Genomic DNA, 17,569 nt, shown 5'->3' with positions numbered 1-17,569 from the left:
TTCATTTGACTTGATCCCAATATGAAGCCTACAAAAATAGCCGACAAACGAGCTTTATAACCGTCTCAGTTAAGTAAATCTTATCCGAATGAGTGACTATCTACCCCCTCTTACCGCCTTACGCGCCTTTGATGCAGCTGCGCGGCACATGTCTTTTGCCAAGGCCGCAGAAGAGCTGCACGTCACGCCCGCCGCTCTGTCCTTTCAGATCAAATCGCTGGAAGAGCATCTGGGTCGCCCCTTGTTTCACCGCCTGAATCGCGCAGTGGAACTGACCGAGGCGGGGCGCACCTTGGCCCCCGGAGCGGCCGAAGGGTTCGCCACTCTGCAGGCCGCGTGGCAGACGACCAGACGGCAAGGCAACGACACCAGCCTGACGGTGACCGCAGGCCCAGCCCTGACGGCCAAGTGGCTGGCACCACGGCTCTATGACTTTGCGCGGACGCATCCTGAGATTGACCTGAAGTTTTCGGCCACCCTGCGGATCATGGATCTGGAACGTGATGATGTGGATGTGGCCATTCGCTTCGGCTATGGCCCGGATGAGGGGTTGTACTCGGTTCCCGTTCGCAAGGAATGGCTGACCCCGGTCATGACCCCGGAACTGGCCGAGCGCTATCCAACCCCCGAGAGCCTGAAGGACGCTCCGTTGATCCATGACGACTCGATTGCGTTCCTCAGGCCACGCTGCGACTGGCCAACATGGTTCCGGGCTGTGGGGATCGATTTCACACCCGAACATGGAGCGAGATTCTCGAACGCCGATCACGCGATTGATGCCGCTGTTGCGGGGGTTGGCGTGGTGCTGGGCCGCCGCGCCATGATCCTGAAGGACATGACCGAGGGGCGACTGGTTGCCCCCTTCAAAGTTGCCATCGAGACTCGCGGACGATTCCGATTTCTGTGCCTGCCCGGTGCCGAAAACCGGCCCCAGATCGCGGCCTTTCGGGATTGGTTCGTTGCCGAGATCGAGAAAACCGCGCATATCTCGAACGAATTCAAGATCATTCCGGTGGAAGATGTCCCTGCCCCATGACCAGAACACGCGCAACAGCCATCGGGTTTATCGCCGTTTTGCTGTGGGCCTTGCTGGCCTTGTTCACCGTCGGATCATCTCCGACCCCGCCCTTGCTGCTGAACGCCATCTGCTTTTCGGTTGGAGGTACTCTGGGCCTGATCTGGACATGGGCCAGCGGCGGGTTGCGCCAGTTGCGCGCTGTACCGTGGACGACATACCTGTTCGGCACCATCGGGCTGTTCGGGTACCACGCACTGTATTTCTCGGCCCTGCGTATGGCCCCCGCAGCCGAGGCCGGATTGATTGCCTATCTCTGGCCATTGCTGATCGTGCTGTTTTCCGGGCTGCTGCCGGGTGAGCATCTGCGCATCGGGCATTTAATCGGTGCCTGCCTTGGTTTTACCGGCGCTGCTGTGATCATTGCGGGGGGCGGCAGTATGGGGTTTCAGTCCGATCACCTGCCCGGCTATGGGCTGGCGCTGCTATGCGCGCTGACATGGTCAGGCTATTCGGTCCTGTCACGCCGTTTGGGGGATACGCCAACCAGTTCTGTTGCCGTGTTCTGCATGATCACAGCCATCGCCTCGGGCCTGTTGCATCTGGCCATTGAGGAGACCGTCTGGCCAAGCACCGTCATCGGCTGGGCCTCGGTTGCAGCACTAGGGCTGGGGCCGGTTGGGCTGGCGTTCTATGTGTGGGATATCGGGGTCAAGCAGGGCGACATTCAGATGCTGGGCACGGCGTCCTACGCGGCACCCCTGTTGTCTACGCTGGCTTTGGTTGTGGCCGGGATCGCCGCCCCGTCCTGGGGTTTGGCGATCGCGGCCGTGTTCATCACTGGTGGCGCGGCGATTGCCGCGCGGGCCAGTATAAGACGCTAGTTCGACAGTCGCTCGATCTCTTCCTTAAGCCTAAGCTTCTGCTTTTTAAGCTGAGCAATATGGAGATCGTCGATGCCAGGCGAGCGTTGGGCTTGTTCAACTTCAAGACCGAGAGATTCGTGTTTTTTCTTCAGTTCGGTCAGGTGTGCGCTCACGCTCATGGCGATACTCCTCTGTTGGTGTCTGAGTTTCACGTAAGAAGTTGACCACATCGTTTCCACCCTGTCACGCTGCATACGCACAGATTCTGTCACAAATCCGACAAATTCGGCTGGTTACTGCCTATCGGTCGAAAATGCCGCAGATCGCGGCCCCGTCGCGTAGCACGGCAGAGACCTGAGTCGTATAGCTTTCACCGTCTTTTTCGTGCCGGTCGCCCGCGTGTAAAATCAGTGGTGCGTGTAGCCGAAATGCTGCCCGCCCTCCCTTTCTGGCCCGTAAAATCACCAATTCGGCAGCGCGACCGGTACGGGCGGCCAGGGGCAGCACCTCGACCGACCCCAGAAGCCCTGCACAAGCTGCCAGCATGTCGGGTAAACGGTCGGACTTTTGGATCATATGCAGGTACCCGCGCGGTGCGAGGCGTTTGGCGGCAACGTCGAACCAATCGGCCAAAGGAGTCTCTTCCCCCAAAGCCACGCTACGCCCTTTATCCGCGGCACGGCTATGCGCCCCGGCGCGGTAATAGGGCGGATTGGCAATCACGTGGTCGAACTGTCTCTGTTTCAAGTCGGCAGGAAGAGCACTTAGGTCTGCTTCGATCACTTCCAGCGACGCACCGTTTTCCACCGCGTTTCGGCGCGCCAGGTCGGCATAGGGCGCTTGCAGCTCCACCCCGACACCTTGCAGCCCCGACACACGGGCCAACAGGCACAGGATTGCAGCCCCGGCCCCGCAGCCCAGTTCCAGCACGGTGTGACCACGTGTCGCCGGAACCGACGCCGCCAACAGCACCGGATCCACCCCGGCGCGATAGCCGGAACGCGGTTGCCACAGGCGCACACGCCCGTTTAAAAAGTCGTTACAAGTCAAATCACTATTGGGGAACAGGTTCATCGTCCCAACGGTATCTCGTTGTCGCGCATCACTCTTTCAGCGCGGTTCAGGTCATCCGCACGCACCATCAGGCGGCGCGGGAAGATTCCGATGCCGCCCTCGAGGATGCTCATATTTACGTCCATCTGAAAGCAGTCTATATCCTCGCCCTCAAGAAGGGCCGAAGCAAAGGCTAGGATCGTTGGATCGGTGCTGCGCAAAAGTTCTTTCATGGGACGGATGTAAGGGCAAGGTACGCTGAAAGTCGAGCCTTGTATCAGGAGTGTGATGGAAATCGACACGATCACGAAACCGCATGAACGGCTGGCGGAAATTCTGGCTGGTGAAATGGGCGCAGTCAACGAGCTGATCCGCACGCGCATGGCCTCGGAACATGCGCCGCGCATTCCCGAAGTGACCGCACATCTGGTCGAGGCCGGTGGTAAGCGCCTGCGCCCGATGCTTACGCTGGCGACGGCCCGCCTGTTTGGTTACCCGGGCGACCACCATGTGCGGCTGGCGGCGACGGTCGAATTCATCCACACCGCCACACTGCTGCATGACGACGTGGTGGATGAAAGTGCCCAACGGCGTGGGCGACCCACGGCGAACCTGCTGTGGGACAATAAATCCAGCGTTCTGGTCGGCGATTACCTATTTTCCCGCAGCTTCCAATTGATGGTTGAGACCGGATCGCTGCGGGTCCTGGACATTCTGGCCAATGCCTCGGCCACGATCGCCGAGGGCGAAGTGCTGCAAATGACAGCCGCCTCCGATCTGGGCACGGATGAGGCAATTTACCTGCAGGTCGTGCGCGGCAAGACGGCCGCCCTGTTCTCGGCCGCGACAGAGGTAGGCGGCGTCATCGCCGGAGCATCCGAGGAACAGGTCAAGGCGTTGTATGACTATGGCGACGCGTTGGGTATTGCCTTCCAGATCGCGGATGATCTGCTGGATTATCAGGGCGATAGTAAGGCCACAGGCAAGAACGTCGGTGACGACTTCCGTGAGCGGAAACTGACCCTGCCGGTAATCAAGGCCGTGGCGCAAGCAACCCCCGAGGAACACGCCTTTTGGGAACGCACCATTGGCCGGGGCCGTCAGGAAGATGGCGATCTTGATCACGCATTGAGCCTGATGGGTAAATACGGCACTCTGGACGCTACCCGCGCGGATGCGTTCGGATGGGCCGCCAAAGCCAAGGCTTCGCTGGACGCCCTGCCCGATCACGAGATCCGCACCCTGCTGCGCGATCTGGCCGACTACGTGGTCTCGCGCCTCAATTAAGCTGCGTCGCGCGGCACCACCAATTAGGATGGGCCGCACCGATCTCATAAGCCGCAAAATGCGCGTCTTTCATCGTTGGATACAAAGCGAAACAGGTCGAGCCTGAGCCCGACATGCGGGCCAGAAGAGCTTGTTTGGTCTCCGCCAGTTCCTCAAGCACACGTGCCACATCCGGGGCCAGCCCCGTGGTGGGCGGCTCAAGATCATTGCGCTGATCCCGCAACCACGCAGCACAGACCTCAGGCGTGTCGAATGATGGGATCATGCCTGGCATGGACGAGTTGTCACAATTGTCCAAAGCCGAGAACACTGCGCCTGTGGGCACTTCGACGCCGGGATTCACCAGCAGGGCGGGCAATGGGGGCAATGTGATCGGATTCAAATGCTCGCCAATACCGCGCATCCGCACGCCGGAAGCCAACATGCAGACAGGAACGTCCGCACCCAAAGACAATGCTACGTCTGCCGAGACGGTCGCTCCTTGATCCGCGATCATTTTCAGCGTCGCCGCAGCGTCCGATGACCCGCCTCCGATCCCACCGCCATGGGGCAGCACCTTTTTCAAATCGATATGCCCGGTCCAGCCCGCGGCCTCGGCGGCTTTCCAGACCAGATTGCGGTTGTCCGCGGGCACGCCCACCGCGTGTTCACCGGTGACCGTCATTGACAATTCGGAGCCCGGTGTGAACGCCAGCATGTCGCCGACGTCTGCAAAGACCACCAGAGAATCCAGCAGGTGATAGCCGTCCGCCCGTTGGCCGGTCACATGCAGGGTAAGGTTGATCTTGGCTGGCGCGAAGGCCTTAATTGCCATTGGCGACCTTCAGCGGTTCGGCCCCCTCTTCGGCCAGAACCGCGTCTAGCCCAATTTCCAGTTTGCGGCGGATGCGCTCGGGGTCGGCCTCGCCATCCGTATCTGACGGGTCGATGAAGGACAGGGCGCGGCTCCATTGGAATTCGGCTTCACGCCCACGGCCGACGGCCCAGTAAACGTCACCCAGATGGTCATTCACTACTGGGTCAACCGGCATCAGTTCGACCGCTCGCTCCATATGCTCGACCGCCTCGTCATAGCGGCCCAGACGAAACAGGACCCAGCCCAGACTGTCGACGATATAGCCACTGTCAGGTCGTGCGGCGACGGCGCGTTCGATCATATCAAGCGCCTCATCCAGCTTTTCCTGCCGTTCAACCAGCGAGTACCCCAGATAATTCAGCACCTGAGGTTGGTCCGGATTCAGTTCTAATGCACGGCGGAAATCGCCCTCGGCTTGATCCCAGTTCTTCAGCCGCTCGTGCGAGATACCACGGGCATAATGCAAGAACCAGTTGCCGCCCGAGGCGCCCTCGGTCAGCTCGATTGCCCTGTCATAGGATGCGACGGCTGCCGCGTATTCCTCTTGCTGGCGCTGCAGATCGGCCAGCGCCACATGCACGCTGGGCAGGTCCGGGCTCTGGCTGGCGAGCGTCTGCAGCACTTCGGCCGCAGCATCTTTCTTGCCCCACCGGCTGAGCACTTCGGCCCGTCCCAGTTCGGCGGCGTGGTAATCGCTGCTGCTGGGCGGAACTTTGCGATAAGCGTCCACCGCCAGATCATATTGCTCCAGCCCGTCCAGCAACTCGGCGCTGAGCAGGATTGCGTCCACGTGGCCGGGCCGTAGAAACGCGGCGATGCGCACGTAAAGCAAAACGTAGTTCTCGGCAGCCTCATTGCTCAGCGCGGCGCCCACGGAAAAGAACACTTCAGCCATGCCATCCTGTGCTGATTGCGCATGGGTGAACGGCAGCGTTTCACCGGCACTCAGTCGTGAGGCATAGCCTTCGATGGACGGGTCGCTGCCAGCGGCAAAAACCTCTGCTAAAAATTGCAGCGCCTCATCGTGGCGATCCAGTTGCGAAAGAACCTCGGCCCGGGCCAGGGCCGCGCGGCGTGAAAAGCGAGACACAGCACCGTTATGCGCCGTGAATACCTCTTCTGCGCCTTCGAAATCACCCGCCGACGCCAGTGCCAACGCTTTGTGGTACAGCGCAAAGTCCCGCAGCCCGTCCTGCGTGGCAACCTCATCGAATTGCTCCAAAGCGCGGGTCATGGCGCCCTGCCCCATATAGGCCCAGCCCTTCATCAGACCATCAACCAGAGGCCCCACGCCCTGTGTTTCATGATCCAGAGCCAATAGGTCGTCCAGTTTGCCCTCGGCCACCAGGTTGGCAGTAATCACCATCCGCGCCGCCTGGCTGGGCAGGCCCATATCCTCGATGGCCTGTGCAACCGGAAGCGCGCGCTGCACTTCGCCCAAGGACAAGCGCGCGACGACAACGCTTTCCAACAACGTCGCATTTTCGGGATCGGCCTGCAGGGCCCGGGCATAGTATTTCTCGGCCGCGGTATAGTCGTTCTCGTAAATCGCCTGACGGCCGGCCAGATAAGCGCCAGACCCCGTATCCGCTTGAACCGGAAAAACAAAAGACGAGGTGAACAGCACAGCCAGCGCTGCGCGACGAACCAGAGAAACCACCACAATCCTGCCTTGCTATTCTTGTCTGCGCAACAAGCTAGGGCTTTGGTAGGCAAGAGGCAATGGCAGAGCCTTCACGACCCTGCCAGTGCCCGGATTTTCGCTTACATGTTGGGATAGTTCGGGCCATCCCCTCCCTGCGGCGTGGTCCAGGTAATATTCTGGCTGGGGTCCTTGATGTCACAGGTTTTGCAATGCACGCAGTTCTGGAAGTTGATGACGAATCTCGAGCCGTTCTCATCTTCGACCATCTCGTACACACCCGCCGGGCAATAGCGCTGCGCCGGTTCGTCGAACTTGGGCAGGTTGACCTTCACCGGGATGTCCGGATCGGTCAGTTTCAGATGGCAGGGCTGGCTTTCCTCATGGTTGGTCATCGCAAACGAGACGTTGGTCAGACGGTCGAAGGACAGCGTACCATCGGGTTTGGGATAGTCGATGGGCTGGTGCTTGCTGGCCTCTTCGGTCGATTGCGCGTCGTTCTTGCCGTGGCCCAGCGTGCCCAGCAGCGAGAAGCCCAGTGTGTTGGTCCACATGTCCATGCCGCCCAGCACCAGCGAGGCAGTCAGGCCGTATTTCGACCAAAGCGGCTTGACGTTGCGCACCTTTTTGAGGTCGCTACCAATGGGGCCATCGTGCACGTCGGCCTCATAGGCAGTCAGTTCATCACCCGAACGATCGGCTTTGATAGCGTCATATGCGGCTTCAGCAGCTGCCTTGCCCGACAGCATGGCGTTGTGGTTGCCCTTGATGCGTGGCACGTTGACCATGCCCGCCGAGCAGCCTAGCAGCGCCACGCCGGGGGCGACCAGTTTAGGCATCGACTGATAGCCACCTTCGGTGATTGCACGGGCACCGTAAGCCACGCGCTTGCCGCCTTTCAGCAGCTCAGCCACCATCGGGTGATGCTTGAAGCGCTGGAATTCCATGTAGGGATACAGGTGCGGGTTCTTGTAGTTCAGGTGAACCACGAAACCGACATAGACCTGATTGTTTTCAAGGTGATAGATAAACGATCCACCACCCGCGTTGCTGCCCAGAGGCCAGCCCATGGTATGCGTGACCGTGCCTTCCTTGTGCTTGGCCGGGTCGACCTCCCAAATCTCTTTCATACCGACGCCGTATTTCTGCGGTTCTTTGCCCGCAGACAGGTCGTACTTGGCGATGACTTCTTTTGACAGCGAACCACGGACACCTTCTGACAGGAAGACGTACTTGCCGTGCAGTTCCATGCCCGGCTCGGTGCCCGGACCGTAGGATCCGTCTGGTTCCAGACCGAACACACCGGCCACCACGCCTTTGACCTCGCCATTGTCGCCATAGACCAGTTCGGAACAGGCCATGCCGGGGAAGATTTCCACGCCCAGCTCTTCGGCCTGTTCGGCCATCCAGCGGCAGACATTACCCATCGAGACGATGTAGTTGCCGTGGTTATTCATCAGCGGCGGCATAGGGAAGTTGGGGATGCGGATTTTACCCGCCTCACCCAGCATATAGAAATTGTCTTCGTGCACCGGCACGTTCAGCGGCGCACCTTTTTCCTTCCAGTCCGGGATCAGAGCGTCCAACCCGCAGGGGTCCAGAACCGCGCCCGACAGGATATGCGCGCCCACTTCCGAACCCTTTTCCAGAACAACAACGTTCAGGTCGGCATCCAGCTGTTTCAGACGGATGGCCGCCGACAGGCCCGCGGGGCCTGCACCCACGATCACCACATCGTATTCCATCGCTTCGCGTTCAATCTCGGCCATCGCGGGCTCCTTAGCTAACTTTCCGAATTGGCGCTTTCACTGCGTGGTCTGCGCAATATTGTTTCACGGCTGATTACATGGTCTGAAAGACCTTGGTCAATCAAAACACGGCGTAACATTGCTGCAATGCGGCAGTTATGCCTCGGGAGCGTCCCCCATGAGGTATCTGGGACCGCTACCATGGGATTTGGCGCGGTCATCGGGATTATAAAGGGCGCATTTCGGCAAGCTCAGGCAACCACACCCGATACAGCCGTCCAGATTGTCGCGCAACCGCATCAGGGTATCGATTCGCTGGTCCAGATGAGACCGCAGGCCGATACTGATCTTTTGCCAGTCTTTCGGTGTCGGCGTACGGTTTCCGGGCAGGCCAGACAGTACCTCGCGAATCTCGGGCAGGGTCAGTCCGAATTGCTGGGCGATCATGACAAAGCTCAGCCGTCGGATATCGGCACGCTGATACCGCCGCTGACCGCCTGCGTTGCGCCAGGGCGAGATCAGCCCCTTCGCCTCGTAATAACGAATGGCGGAAACCGCCAATCCGGTGCGCTTTGCCAATGCGCCGATCGCCAAGCCTTCGGATACCGCCATTTCGCCCTCGCAAAATATCTTGACCTAAAGTTAGGTTTAGAAATTACTGTGAGTCGGGACAAGCCTCAATTCGCAAAGGAGATCCCATGATGGCGACGCTTGAACATACCAATTTCACCGTCCGCGACCCGCAGGCTTCAGCCGCGTGGATGCATAAGGTGTTCGGCTGGAAAACCCGCTGGGAAGGTCCGGCCATCGCGGGCGGATACACCGTGCATGTGGGCAGCAAGCATACCTATCTGGCGCTCTATGCGCCCAGTGATCCGAAACCTTCGGGCGAAAGCAGCTATGACATCGTTGGCGGCCTGAACCATGTGGGCGTGCTGGTCGAAGACATTGACGCCACCGAACAGAAAGTGATCGACGCAGGGTTCACCCCCAAATCCCACGCCGATTACGAACCGGGCCGACGGTTCTACTTCAATGACGACAATGACATCGAATTCGAAGTGATTAGCTACGATTAAGGTATTCCGGGAAACCCCTGACAGATTCTTCATCGCCAATGTCCCGCGAGCGCGAAACGCAGCAGGGTGTTGGCGATTCAGACTTTTCCCGCACACCATAGGCCGTAATCCGCGCGTCGCGCGACCAAGCCCCCTTGCAATTCACGCCTCATTTAGGTCAGGTATTTGACGACCCATCAAATCGCCCCGACGCTTGTCTCATGCGGCGGGGCGCATCACTTTTTGCGTGGACGACAATAGTATGGAAAAGATTCCCATGACGCCTGCGGGCAATGCCGCGCTCGAGGCAGAGCTGAAAAAACTGAAATCCGTTGAGCGCCCCGCGATCATCGAAGCCATCGCCACAGCGCGCGAACTGGGCGACCTGAAGGAAAACGCTGAGTATCACTCGGCGCGCGAGAAGCAGGGCTTTATCGAAGGTCGCATCAAAGAGCTGGAAGGCATCCTGTCGCTGGCCGATGTGATCGACCCCGCCAAACTGTCTGGTGCGATCAAATTTGGCGCCAGGGTCACGCTGGTCGATGAGGACACCGACGAGGAAAAGACGTGGAAGATCGTGGGTGAGTACGAGGCCAATATCGAAAACGGTTTGCTCAACATCAAGTCGCCCATCGCCCGCGCCCTGATCGGCAAGGACGAAGGTGACAGTGTCGAGGTTCGCACCCCCGGCGGCGTGCGGTCTTACGAAATTCTGAGTATCGAGTACGCCTGACCGGAGCGTCCCAATGTCCGAGCCCTCACCTGAGCAGGAACCCGAGCGACCGACCTCGCTGGGCATCTACGACAAGCCTTCGCGCCCGGTGGTGACCGAGATCGAGATCGCGGCCATCGTGCTCAGCGTGATCTGGCTGGTGGTTTCGGTGGTATTTCTGGTGCTGCCCGGCAAGACGCAGGGCGGTGGGTTCGTCGTGACCCTGCTGGCGGTGTTCATGCCGGTGGCGATGATCTGGGTTGCCGCCACCGCGATGCGGGCCAGCCGTGTGATGCGCGAGGAAAGCGAACGTCTGCAAACGGCGATCGACGCAATTCGGCAGACCTATGTCATACAGCAACAGCGTGCGGCCAGTTCTTATGAACCGGCAGTCAGAAAGAAACTGGAAGAAATCGCCCAAGCGGCAAAAAAAACTGAAAGCGCTCTGGCGACGTTCTCGACCAAACGCACGGAACCTGCGCGAACGGCGGCATCCAACAGCACTGGCGACCAGACAACGCTGGAACTGGGCACGCAGGCCGGAGATATCGCGCCGCCACTCAGCACCGATGTCTTCATCCGCGCGCTGAACTTCCCCGAAACGCAGGACGATACCGAGGGGTTCAACGCCCTACGTCTGGCGTTGAAGGACCGCAAAACCGCGCAGCTGGTGCAGGCCTCGCAAGACGTGCTGACCCTGCTTAGCCAGGAAGGCATCTATATGGATGATCTGCGTCCCGACATGGCCCGGCCCGAGGTCTGGCGGCAGTTCGCGCAAGGCGCGCGCGGGCGTTCGGTGGCCGCATTGGGCGGCATCCGCGACCGGTCCTCGCTGGCGCTGACAGCGGCACGGATGAAACAGGACCCGATCTTTCGCGACGCCGCGCATCATTTCCTGCGCCGCTTCGATCACATGATCGTGACCTTCGAGCCCGAGGCCAGCGATGCCGACCTGACCGCCCTTGGCGAAACCCGCACGGCACGGGCCTTCATGCTGTTGGGGCGTGTGGCCGGGACGTTTGACTAAGGCGCGGTAACCGCCCAGCTCATGCGCGTGGCGCTGTTGAAGCCGAACAAGAACTGGAAAGGTCCGGTCTCTTCATTGCTGACGGCACTGAAGCCCTCGCGTTCGTACAAGGCCTTTGCGCGCGGGTTGGTATCAATTACGTCCAGCTGCACCACTGACATACCCGATTTGCGAGCCTCATCCTTGATCGCAGAGAGCAGCGCGGTTCCGACCCCCTGTCCGCGCGCCTTTGCAGCGACAAAGATACCGTCCATTTGAAACACGCCGGGTTGTAAATCGCGCTCCAGAACGCTCAGCGCCAGACCGCGCCATGTGCCGCCAAACCAGCCATAAATCTTTGCCATATCGGACAGGCTGCCTTCGACCAGCCCACCGTCCTTGGTCTTGAAACCGGCCAACCCCAGCATCTGGTTTGAACTGTCCCGCACGACAAGAGCAAATTGCGGGTTTATGACAAGTTCTATGAAGGCCAGACCCTTTTTATCCGGCCCCATGACCTTGTGCAGCTTGGCTGAAAAAGCCTGCCAGAACAGGGCGGCGGCCGTTGCCCGTTCCGTCTCAGAGAAGCCCTGCTCTACTCTGAATGTCACAACCCAAAGCTCCCGTAGGGAATGAACCGGACCATATCGCCGGGCTTGATATGGCGCGCGCCGTCCTCGATCTCGACCAGCCCCTCGGCCCAGCTGAGCCCGCTGATCCGGCCCGACCCTTCCGAGGCGAACACTTCGGCCTGGCCATCGCGGACGCGGGCGCGCAGATATTCGCGGCGACCCGGTTTCTTGCGTTTCTCGAACGCGGCGGGCAGATCGAAGCCTTGCGGATCCTGCCAGCCTTCACCCGCCATCAGGCCCAGTGCGGGGCGGGCAAAGATCAGCGTGCAGACCATGGCCGCCACCGGATTGCCAGGCAAGCCGAACACTGGTGTTCCGTCCCACATCCCCAACGCCAGAGGCCGTCCGGGTTTCAGCGCGATCCGCCATTCCTGCATTGCACCCGCCTGCCGCAACAGGGCCGAGACGTGATCTTCGTCCCCCGCCGACGCCCCGCCGCTGGTCAGGATCACGTCCGCCTGCTTTGCCGCCCGATTCAGGCGGTCGCGCAAGGCATCGCGGTCGTCTTCAACACGCCCCATATCCACGGGCTGAAACCCCATGCGGGCGATCAGCGACAACAGCATCGGGCGGTTGGCGTCGAATACTTGGCCCGGACCGGCGGGTTCTCCGGGTTCGACCAATTCGTCCCCTGTGGACAAAACGGCCACCCGCAGTGTTTCACGGACGCGCACCTCGGCAAGACCCGTCGCGGAAAGCAAGGCCAGATCGGCGGGTGTCAACCTGCGTCCGGCGGGCAGGACCGGATCGCCCTCGGCCACATCCTCGCCTGCGCGGCGCGTGTTGGCGCCGTATTTCAATGGGCCGTGAAAGGCGATGTGGCCCTCTTTAACGGTTACGTCTTCCTCCAGAATGACCGTATCCACACCCGCAGGCAGGGCCGCGCCGGTCAGCACGCGCAGCGCATGGCCGTCGGGTACCGTGCCGTCAAACGGAATGCCCGCCGCTGCACGCCCCGGATGCAAGGGCATCACCTGCGGCCCCTCGGGCGCGGCACCGGTGAAACCATAGCCGTCCACCGCCGTATTCGGCAGCGGCGGGTTTGAGCGTTTGGCAATGACGCCTTCGGCCAGAATGTGTCCCGTTGCCTGCTCCAGCGGCAGGGTTTCGGCACACTTCACCACCGTCAACCGCTTGCGCAGCAGACCGAGCGCGTCGTCTACCGGGGTCCAGTTCACACCGGCGGGCAACGCAAAACAATCGTTGCGCAGGGGCGGCGGTGCGATGTTCGGTTTGGTCATAATCCGACCTCCTGCAGGATGAAATCCGCGATTGCGGCGGTGTCATCCAGATCGAAGACAGGGCAATCCGCGGTCAGCGGCGTATCACTGGCCACAGCGCGGATGGTTGCGTTTTCCGGTGCCATCAACGGATTTCCAGCCTCGGCCCGAAATGCCTCGACCTTGGGATGGCCTTCGCGTTTGAATCCCTCGATCAGCACCAGATCAACAGGTGACAAGCGCGCCAGCAGCTCGGCCAGAGACAGCTCGGGCGCGCCACGCAACTCCTGCATGATGGCGATGCGCTGGCCCGAGGCCAGCAGCACCTCGGACGCGCCGGCGGCACGGTGGCGATAACTGTCGGTGCCTGGCTGATCGACATCAACCCTGTGATGGGCGTGTTTGACCGTCGAAACCGAGAAGCCGCGCCCGGTGATCTCAGTCACCAGCCGCTCCATCAGCCCGGTTTTTCCCGCGTTTTTCCAACCGGTGACGCCGTAGACTCTCATGCCTGCTCCAGCAGCTTTTCCGCCCGTGCCAAATCGTCGGGCGTGTTGACGTTGAAGAAGGGATCGAACGGGTCGGCCGGAAACAGCGCCTCGCGCCCGCCATGTTTGTCGGTCCACAGCACGACTTTGCGCAGCCCGTCGTTCAACGCATCGCGCAGATCATCGCGTTGCGCCACCGGCCAGAGCCCAAATGTCGGGTGCCGGTTGATGCGTTTGCCCCCGCCTGATTTCAGCGCCTCATCGCCGGTGCGTGGTGTGGTCGCCAGAACCAGCGGATGCGCCTGACCCTCGGCGGCCTGCGTCAGGCGGGCCACCAGATCACGCGGAAAGAACGGCGTGTCAGCGGCGGCGGTGACGATACTGTCCGCCCCCTGCTCTGCCGCCCAATCCAGCCCCGCCAGAACGCCCGCCAGAGGGCCTGCGAACCCTTCAATCGTGTCCGGCAGAACGGGCAGGTTCAGGTCGGCGAACCGTTCGGGATCGCCATTGGCGTTTAGTGCGATGTCCTCCACCTGCGGGGCCAGTCGGTCAATGACATGAGACAGCAGGCTTTGTTCGCCAATCTGCAACAGGCCCTTGTCGCCACCGCCCATTCGGGTCGCAAGACCGCCTGCGAGGATAACGCCGAGAGGTTTAGTCATGTTGTACCCTCAATTACAGGCCATTTCTTGAATTTCTCAAGCGGAAGAAAAACCAAAGTCCCAATGCAGAGGCCGAACAGAATGTACCATATACCTGTAGACACCCCTGTAAATTCGGCCAGAACACGGCTTAGGCGAAAATAGGCAGGTAGAAAAACGACCACGGCACCGACAACAAAAAAGGCGCAAAAGTAACGCCGAAATCTGCGCGCCGATTTGTGTGTCTCTTCAGATAGCTCCGAAGAGTTGGGCAAACCGTGAAGTAAAACCCGTTGAAGGGCGACGTTCTGCTGCTGGACCAACAGCCCCCAAGACTGCCATCCCTGTTTGAAAGAGCTACGAAATCCCCATGCGCTGATATAAGTACTTGGCGTCCAGCCCAGTTTATCAAGGTAGGCTTGATCGAGTTTTGCCATTCCCTCAATGACTGCCCGTTTACTTCTTTCGTAGCTTCTGAATGCAACAAACATCAGCACTATGGCTGGCGCGACTAATATGAGCACGAGGAGATAAGCTGCGAAAATCATCCCGCGCTCTTTCGTCTGTGTTTCTTGTCCTCGATCGCCACCGTTGCCGGGTCCACGTCGCGCAGCAGGCGGTCCTCGCCCGACAGGCACACGAACCGTTGCCCGCGCATGCGGCCGATCAGGGTCAGGCCGACCTCGCGGGCGATCTCGACGCCCCAGGCTGTGAAGCCCGAGCGGGACGCCAGCACCGGGATGCCCATCATTGCTGTCTTGATCACCATTTCCGAGGTCAGACGCCCGGTGGTGTAGAGGATCTTGTCACCCGCCGCCTCGCCCTCGGACAGCATCCAGCCGGCGATCTTGTCGACCGCGTTGTGGCGGCCAACGTCTTCCATATAAACCAGCGTGCGATTCTCGCGGCACAAGACCGTGCCGTGGATCGCCCCGGCCTCAAGATAGAGCGAAGGGGTGCGATTGATCTTGGCGGCCAGGTCATACAGCCACGAGGTGCGTACCTGAACCTGCGGCAGACGGACGTCCTCCAAACCTTCCATCATGTCGCCGAAAACCGTGCCAACGGCGCAGCCGCTGGTGCGGGTCTTTTTCTTCAGCTTGTCCTCATAGGACGTCTGTCGGGCGGTGCGAACGATGACGGTTTCCAGATCGTCATCGTAATCAACGCGTGTGATTTCATCATCAGCCAGCAACATGCCCTGATTGCGCAGGAACCCCAGCGCCAGATACTCCGGGTAATCGCCGATAGTCATTGCCGTCACTATTTCCTGCGCGTTGAGGAAAATCGTCAGCGGGCGTTCTTCGACCACCGAGATCTGGCTGATCTCGCCATTCTGGTCGACGCCTTCAACCGCACGGGTCAGGCGGGCCGCGCCCGGGTCGGGGGCGATGATGTAGTCCGAGACATCCAGTTCTGTGGCCAATTGCAACCCTTTCCCAAGACCGTTAGTGCTGCGGGCAACACCATAGGATTTAGCCATGGCAGACACCACATCCAAGTCATACTTTTGGAAGGGTTTTCGCGACGGGTCACCGTTCATCTTTGTCGCAATCCCCTTCGGTACCCTGTTCGGTGTTTTTGCCACAGAAGCCGGTCTGGATATCGTGCAGACCATGATGCTCACCTCAACCGTCTTTGCCGGGGCTGCGCAATTCGCCGCCCTGCAATTGTTGCAGGACCAGACCCCCACGGCCATCATTCTGATCTCGGCGCTGGCGGTGAACCTGCGGATGGCAATGTACTCCGCCTCACTGACGCCGTTTCTGGGCGCCGCCCCGCTATGGCAGAGGGCCTGCGCGGCCTATCTGACGGTCGATCAGTCCTATGCCTGCTCAATCGTGCAGTTCGAGAAAGAACCGAGGATGACCGTCCCCCAACGCATGGCCTATTTCGTGGGTTCTGTCACTCCGATTACACCGCTTTGGATTCTGGCAACTTATCTGGGCGCGGTGCTGGGGACGCGCATTCCCGAAAGCTGGGCGCTGGACTTCGCCCTGCCAATTACCTTTCTGGCCATGATCGGCCCGATGATGAGGACCCTGCCCCACGTGATCGCCGCGTTGGTTGCCATTGCCGTTTCATTGCTGACGGTGGCCCTTCCGTACAATCTGGGCCTTTTGATCGCAGGTTGTGCCGGGATGATCGCAGGCGCACAGGCTGAACTGGTCACAGAACGCCGAAAGACCGAGACATGAATCAAGTCGATGCCGTGACAATCTGGACCATTATCATAGGTCTGGCAGTGGGCAGCTACGCCCTGCGTTTTGTCTTCATCGGTCTGGTCGGAGACCGCCCGATGCCACCTTGGCTGCTGCGTCACCTGCGCTATACCGCCGTAGCCATCCTGCCAGCGCTGATCGCGCCGCTGGTGGTATGGCCAACCGCAACCGAAGGACAGCCGGACGCGCCGCGCATGGCCGCGGCGGCGGTCGCTTTGGTTGTCGGGCTGATTACCAAGAACGTGCTGGCGGCCATATTCACTGGTGCCGGAACCCTCTACGGGCTACTGTATCTACTGGGTTAGGGCTGCGTCCTGCTGGTTCAGAACGGCATTGTTCGCCGCCAGCCCCTTTTGCAGATCGGCGTCGTCATTCTCGCGGTATTCACTGGTGGCAACCCCCGGAATCTCTCCGAATTGTTCGGACAGTTTGACCGGGTAGAAGGTGGTGCTGATCTGTTCAAAACCCGGCACCTGCTGCAACAGCTGAGATGTCGAGTTGGCGCAGTACGCGCTGGACACCGGCCCCATCTGCTTGGCCAGTTGCAGGGCGATCTCGGCCTGCTGCGGGGTAACCTCGATGGTTTGAATCCGCGCAAAATGCGTCTCGCGCGCATGGCTGCTGCGATAGGCGCGCTCGACGTTTGGAGTGATACCGTAAAGCACGTCATTCTTTATCGGCACCACATCCGCGCGAAACGAACCTGCGGGGTCAAAGATCACTCTCTCACTGCCGCTGATCATCAATGACGTATGTGCACCCGAACCGGTCCGGGTATTGATCATCGTATAAAGGGTCAGCGTCGAGGGGCCGGGGTCACGGTAGGACCGTGCCACGACTTCCGACTGATCTGCCTGTGGGCGCTGCGAACCGGTGCAGCCAGCAACGGTTGCTGCCAAAAGGCAGGCAAGCAAAATCCTGATCACGGTGAACCCCGTTCCGGATTAAGAGGCGAAGACCGCCAGGAACAGGCAGAGGAACGCGATGGCAACCACGCACCAAGTGGTGGCCTTGATGAAGCCGTGGAAGGTTTTTTCTTGGACTTTGATGTCCATTTCGCCGTGCTTGTATTCAGCCATTGTTCAGAGATTCCCAGTTCGCGTGTTTAAGATGTTGGATAATC

The 17,569-nt window shown here is 60.1% G+C and carries 23 protein-coding genes; 8 read left to right on the top strand and 15 right to left on the bottom strand.

Annotated features, from left to right (window positions below; all coding sequences use genetic code 11):
* The first annotated feature begins 88 nt into the window (after positions 1–88).
* A complete protein-coding gene (locus ACR0IK_RS12965) occupies positions 89–1,036 on the top strand; it encodes a transcriptional regulator GcvA (protein WP_480641788.1) in 948 nt (315 codons plus the stop codon).
* Positions 1,033–1,899: an aromatic amino acid exporter YddG gene (gene yddG / locus ACR0IK_RS12960; RefSeq protein ID WP_480592775.1), complete on the top strand. Its 867-nt coding sequence runs from the start codon at positions 1,033–1,035 to the stop codon at positions 1,897–1,899. Before ACR0IK_RS12965 ends, yddG begins: the two co-directional genes overlap by 4 nt.
* On the opposite strand, the gene ACR0IK_RS12955 is transcribed toward yddG, so the two are convergent.
* The 3 genes from ACR0IK_RS12955 to ACR0IK_RS12945 form a co-directional block, all read right to left on the bottom strand.
* Positions 1,896–2,060, bottom strand: coding sequence for a YdcH family protein (locus tag ACR0IK_RS12955; protein ID WP_170327212.1), 165 nt, complete (start codon positions 2,058–2,060; stop codon positions 1,896–1,898). The genes yddG and ACR0IK_RS12955 overlap by 4 nt on opposite strands.
* Before the next feature lie 121 nt (positions 2,061–2,181).
* Positions 2,182–2,955: a tRNA1(Val) (adenine(37)-N6)-methyltransferase gene (locus tag ACR0IK_RS12950; protein ID WP_480641787.1), complete on the bottom strand. Its 774-nt coding sequence runs from the start codon at positions 2,953–2,955 to the stop codon at positions 2,182–2,184.
* Positions 2,952–3,167, bottom strand: a complete 216-nt coding sequence (locus tag ACR0IK_RS12945; protein WP_480592771.1) for a putative signal transducing protein — start codon at positions 3,165–3,167, stop codon at positions 2,952–2,954. Before ACR0IK_RS12945 ends, ACR0IK_RS12950 begins: the two co-directional genes overlap by 4 nt.
* 55 nt (positions 3,168–3,222) lie before the next feature.
* Here ACR0IK_RS12945 and ACR0IK_RS12940 point away from each other — a divergent pair, with 55 nt between their 5' ends.
* The gene (locus tag ACR0IK_RS12940; protein ID WP_480641786.1) at positions 3,223–4,221 is read left to right on the top strand and encodes a polyprenyl synthetase family protein; all 999 of its coding nucleotides are present in this window, start codon (positions 3,223–3,225) and stop codon (positions 4,219–4,221) included.
* Here the strand turns inward: ACR0IK_RS12940 and ACR0IK_RS12935 are convergent.
* The 4 genes from ACR0IK_RS12935 to soxR form a co-directional block, all read right to left on the bottom strand.
* The gene (locus ACR0IK_RS12935) at positions 4,214–5,035 is read right to left on the bottom strand and encodes a 4-(cytidine 5'-diphospho)-2-C-methyl-D-erythritol kinase (protein ID WP_480641785.1); all 822 of its coding nucleotides are present in this window, start codon (positions 5,033–5,035) and stop codon (positions 4,214–4,216) included. The two genes, ACR0IK_RS12940 and ACR0IK_RS12935, sit on opposite strands and share 8 nt — an antisense overlap.
* Positions 5,025–6,737 carry a tetratricopeptide repeat protein gene (locus ACR0IK_RS12930; protein WP_480592765.1) on the bottom strand — a complete coding sequence of 571 codons (1,713 nt, stop codon included), beginning with the start codon at positions 6,735–6,737 and terminating at the stop codon, positions 5,025–5,027. The genes ACR0IK_RS12935 and ACR0IK_RS12930 overlap by 11 nt, the downstream gene beginning before the upstream one ends.
* Before the next feature lie 104 nt (positions 6,738–6,841).
* A complete protein-coding gene (locus ACR0IK_RS12925; RefSeq protein WP_480592763.1) occupies positions 6,842–8,488 on the bottom strand; it encodes an electron transfer flavoprotein-ubiquinone oxidoreductase in 1,647 nt (548 codons plus the stop codon).
* Positions 8,489–8,623: 135 nt separating this feature from the next.
* Entirely contained in the window at positions 8,624–9,079 is a 456-nt protein-coding gene (soxR, locus tag ACR0IK_RS12920) for a redox-sensitive transcriptional activator SoxR (protein WP_480641784.1), read from the bottom strand.
* Between the two features lie 86 nt (positions 9,080–9,165).
* Here soxR and ACR0IK_RS12915 point away from each other — a divergent pair, with 86 nt between their 5' ends.
* The 3 genes from ACR0IK_RS12915 to ACR0IK_RS12905 all read left to right on the top strand — a co-directional run bounded on the left by ACR0IK_RS12915 (position 9,166) and on the right by ACR0IK_RS12905 (position 11,264).
* On the top strand, positions 9,166–9,546 hold the full coding sequence (locus tag ACR0IK_RS12915) for a VOC family protein (protein WP_480592757.1): 381 nt from the start codon (positions 9,166–9,168) through the stop codon (positions 9,544–9,546).
* A 241-nt stretch (positions 9,547–9,787) separates the two neighbouring features.
* Positions 9,788–10,258: a transcription elongation factor GreA gene (gene greA / locus ACR0IK_RS12910; RefSeq protein WP_480592753.1), complete on the top strand. Its 471-nt coding sequence runs from the start codon at positions 9,788–9,790 to the stop codon at positions 10,256–10,258.
* A 13-nt stretch (positions 10,259–10,271) separates the two neighbouring features.
* Complete coding sequence (locus ACR0IK_RS12905; protein ID WP_480641783.1) at positions 10,272–11,264, top strand: hypothetical protein; 993 nt, start codon at positions 10,272–10,274, stop codon at positions 11,262–11,264.
* On the opposite strand, the gene ACR0IK_RS12900 is transcribed toward ACR0IK_RS12905, so the two are convergent.
* The 6 genes from ACR0IK_RS12900 to ACR0IK_RS12875 are packed head-to-tail and all read right to left on the bottom strand — an operon-like array spanning position 11,261 to position 15,707.
* Positions 11,261–11,854, bottom strand: a complete 594-nt coding sequence (locus ACR0IK_RS12900) for a GNAT family N-acetyltransferase (RefSeq protein ID WP_480641782.1) — start codon at positions 11,852–11,854, stop codon at positions 11,261–11,263. The genes ACR0IK_RS12905 and ACR0IK_RS12900 overlap by 4 nt on opposite strands.
* Entirely contained in the window at positions 11,851–13,116 is a 1,266-nt protein-coding gene (locus ACR0IK_RS12895) for a molybdopterin-binding protein (RefSeq protein ID WP_480641781.1), read from the bottom strand. Before ACR0IK_RS12895 ends, ACR0IK_RS12900 begins: the two co-directional genes overlap by 4 nt.
* On the bottom strand, positions 13,113–13,604 hold the full coding sequence (gene mobB, locus ACR0IK_RS12890; RefSeq protein WP_480592744.1) for a molybdopterin-guanine dinucleotide biosynthesis protein B: 492 nt from the start codon (positions 13,602–13,604) through the stop codon (positions 13,113–13,115). The genes ACR0IK_RS12895 and mobB overlap by 4 nt, the downstream gene beginning before the upstream one ends.
* Positions 13,601–14,245: a molybdenum cofactor guanylyltransferase MobA gene (gene mobA / locus ACR0IK_RS12885; RefSeq protein WP_480641780.1), complete on the bottom strand. Its 645-nt coding sequence runs from the start codon at positions 14,243–14,245 to the stop codon at positions 13,601–13,603. The genes mobB and mobA overlap by 4 nt, the downstream gene beginning before the upstream one ends.
* Positions 14,242–14,772 carry a hypothetical protein gene (locus tag ACR0IK_RS12880; protein WP_480641779.1) on the bottom strand — a complete coding sequence of 177 codons (531 nt, stop codon included), beginning with the start codon at positions 14,770–14,772 and terminating at the stop codon, positions 14,242–14,244. The genes mobA and ACR0IK_RS12880 overlap by 4 nt, the downstream gene beginning before the upstream one ends.
* Positions 14,769–15,707, bottom strand: coding sequence for a formate dehydrogenase accessory sulfurtransferase FdhD (locus tag ACR0IK_RS12875; RefSeq protein ID WP_480641778.1), 939 nt, complete (start codon positions 15,705–15,707; stop codon positions 14,769–14,771). The genes ACR0IK_RS12880 and ACR0IK_RS12875 overlap by 4 nt, the downstream gene beginning before the upstream one ends.
* Between ACR0IK_RS12875 and ACR0IK_RS12870 the strand changes: the two genes are divergently transcribed.
* Both ACR0IK_RS12870 and ACR0IK_RS12865 read left to right on the top strand, forming a co-directional pair.
* On the top strand, positions 15,706–16,422 hold the full coding sequence (locus ACR0IK_RS12870; RefSeq protein WP_480592736.1) for an AzlC family ABC transporter permease: 717 nt from the start codon (positions 15,706–15,708) through the stop codon (positions 16,420–16,422). The genes ACR0IK_RS12875 and ACR0IK_RS12870 overlap by 2 nt on opposite strands.
* Positions 16,419–16,751 carry an AzlD domain-containing protein gene (locus ACR0IK_RS12865; RefSeq protein WP_480592734.1) on the top strand — a complete coding sequence of 111 codons (333 nt, stop codon included), beginning with the start codon at positions 16,419–16,421 and terminating at the stop codon, positions 16,749–16,751. The genes ACR0IK_RS12870 and ACR0IK_RS12865 overlap by 4 nt, the downstream gene beginning before the upstream one ends.
* Here the strand turns inward: ACR0IK_RS12865 and ACR0IK_RS12860 are convergent.
* Together ACR0IK_RS12860 and ACR0IK_RS12855 are read right to left on the bottom strand one after the other, a co-directional pair.
* Entirely contained in the window at positions 16,740–17,372 is a 633-nt protein-coding gene (locus ACR0IK_RS12860) for a hypothetical protein (RefSeq protein WP_480592731.1), read from the bottom strand. The genes ACR0IK_RS12865 and ACR0IK_RS12860 overlap by 12 nt on opposite strands.
* 18 nt (positions 17,373–17,390) lie before the next feature.
* Positions 17,391–17,525 carry an aa3-type cytochrome c oxidase subunit IV gene (locus ACR0IK_RS12855; RefSeq protein ID WP_480592729.1) on the bottom strand — a complete coding sequence of 45 codons (135 nt, stop codon included), beginning with the start codon at positions 17,523–17,525 and terminating at the stop codon, positions 17,391–17,393.
* Between the last annotated feature and the right edge of the window lie 44 nt (positions 17,526–17,569).

The organism is Ruegeria sp. BF7 (assembly GCF_056538605.1).
The sequence above is the reverse complement of the archived record's forward strand: the minus strand, read 5'-3'. Positions and strand labels throughout refer to the sequence as shown.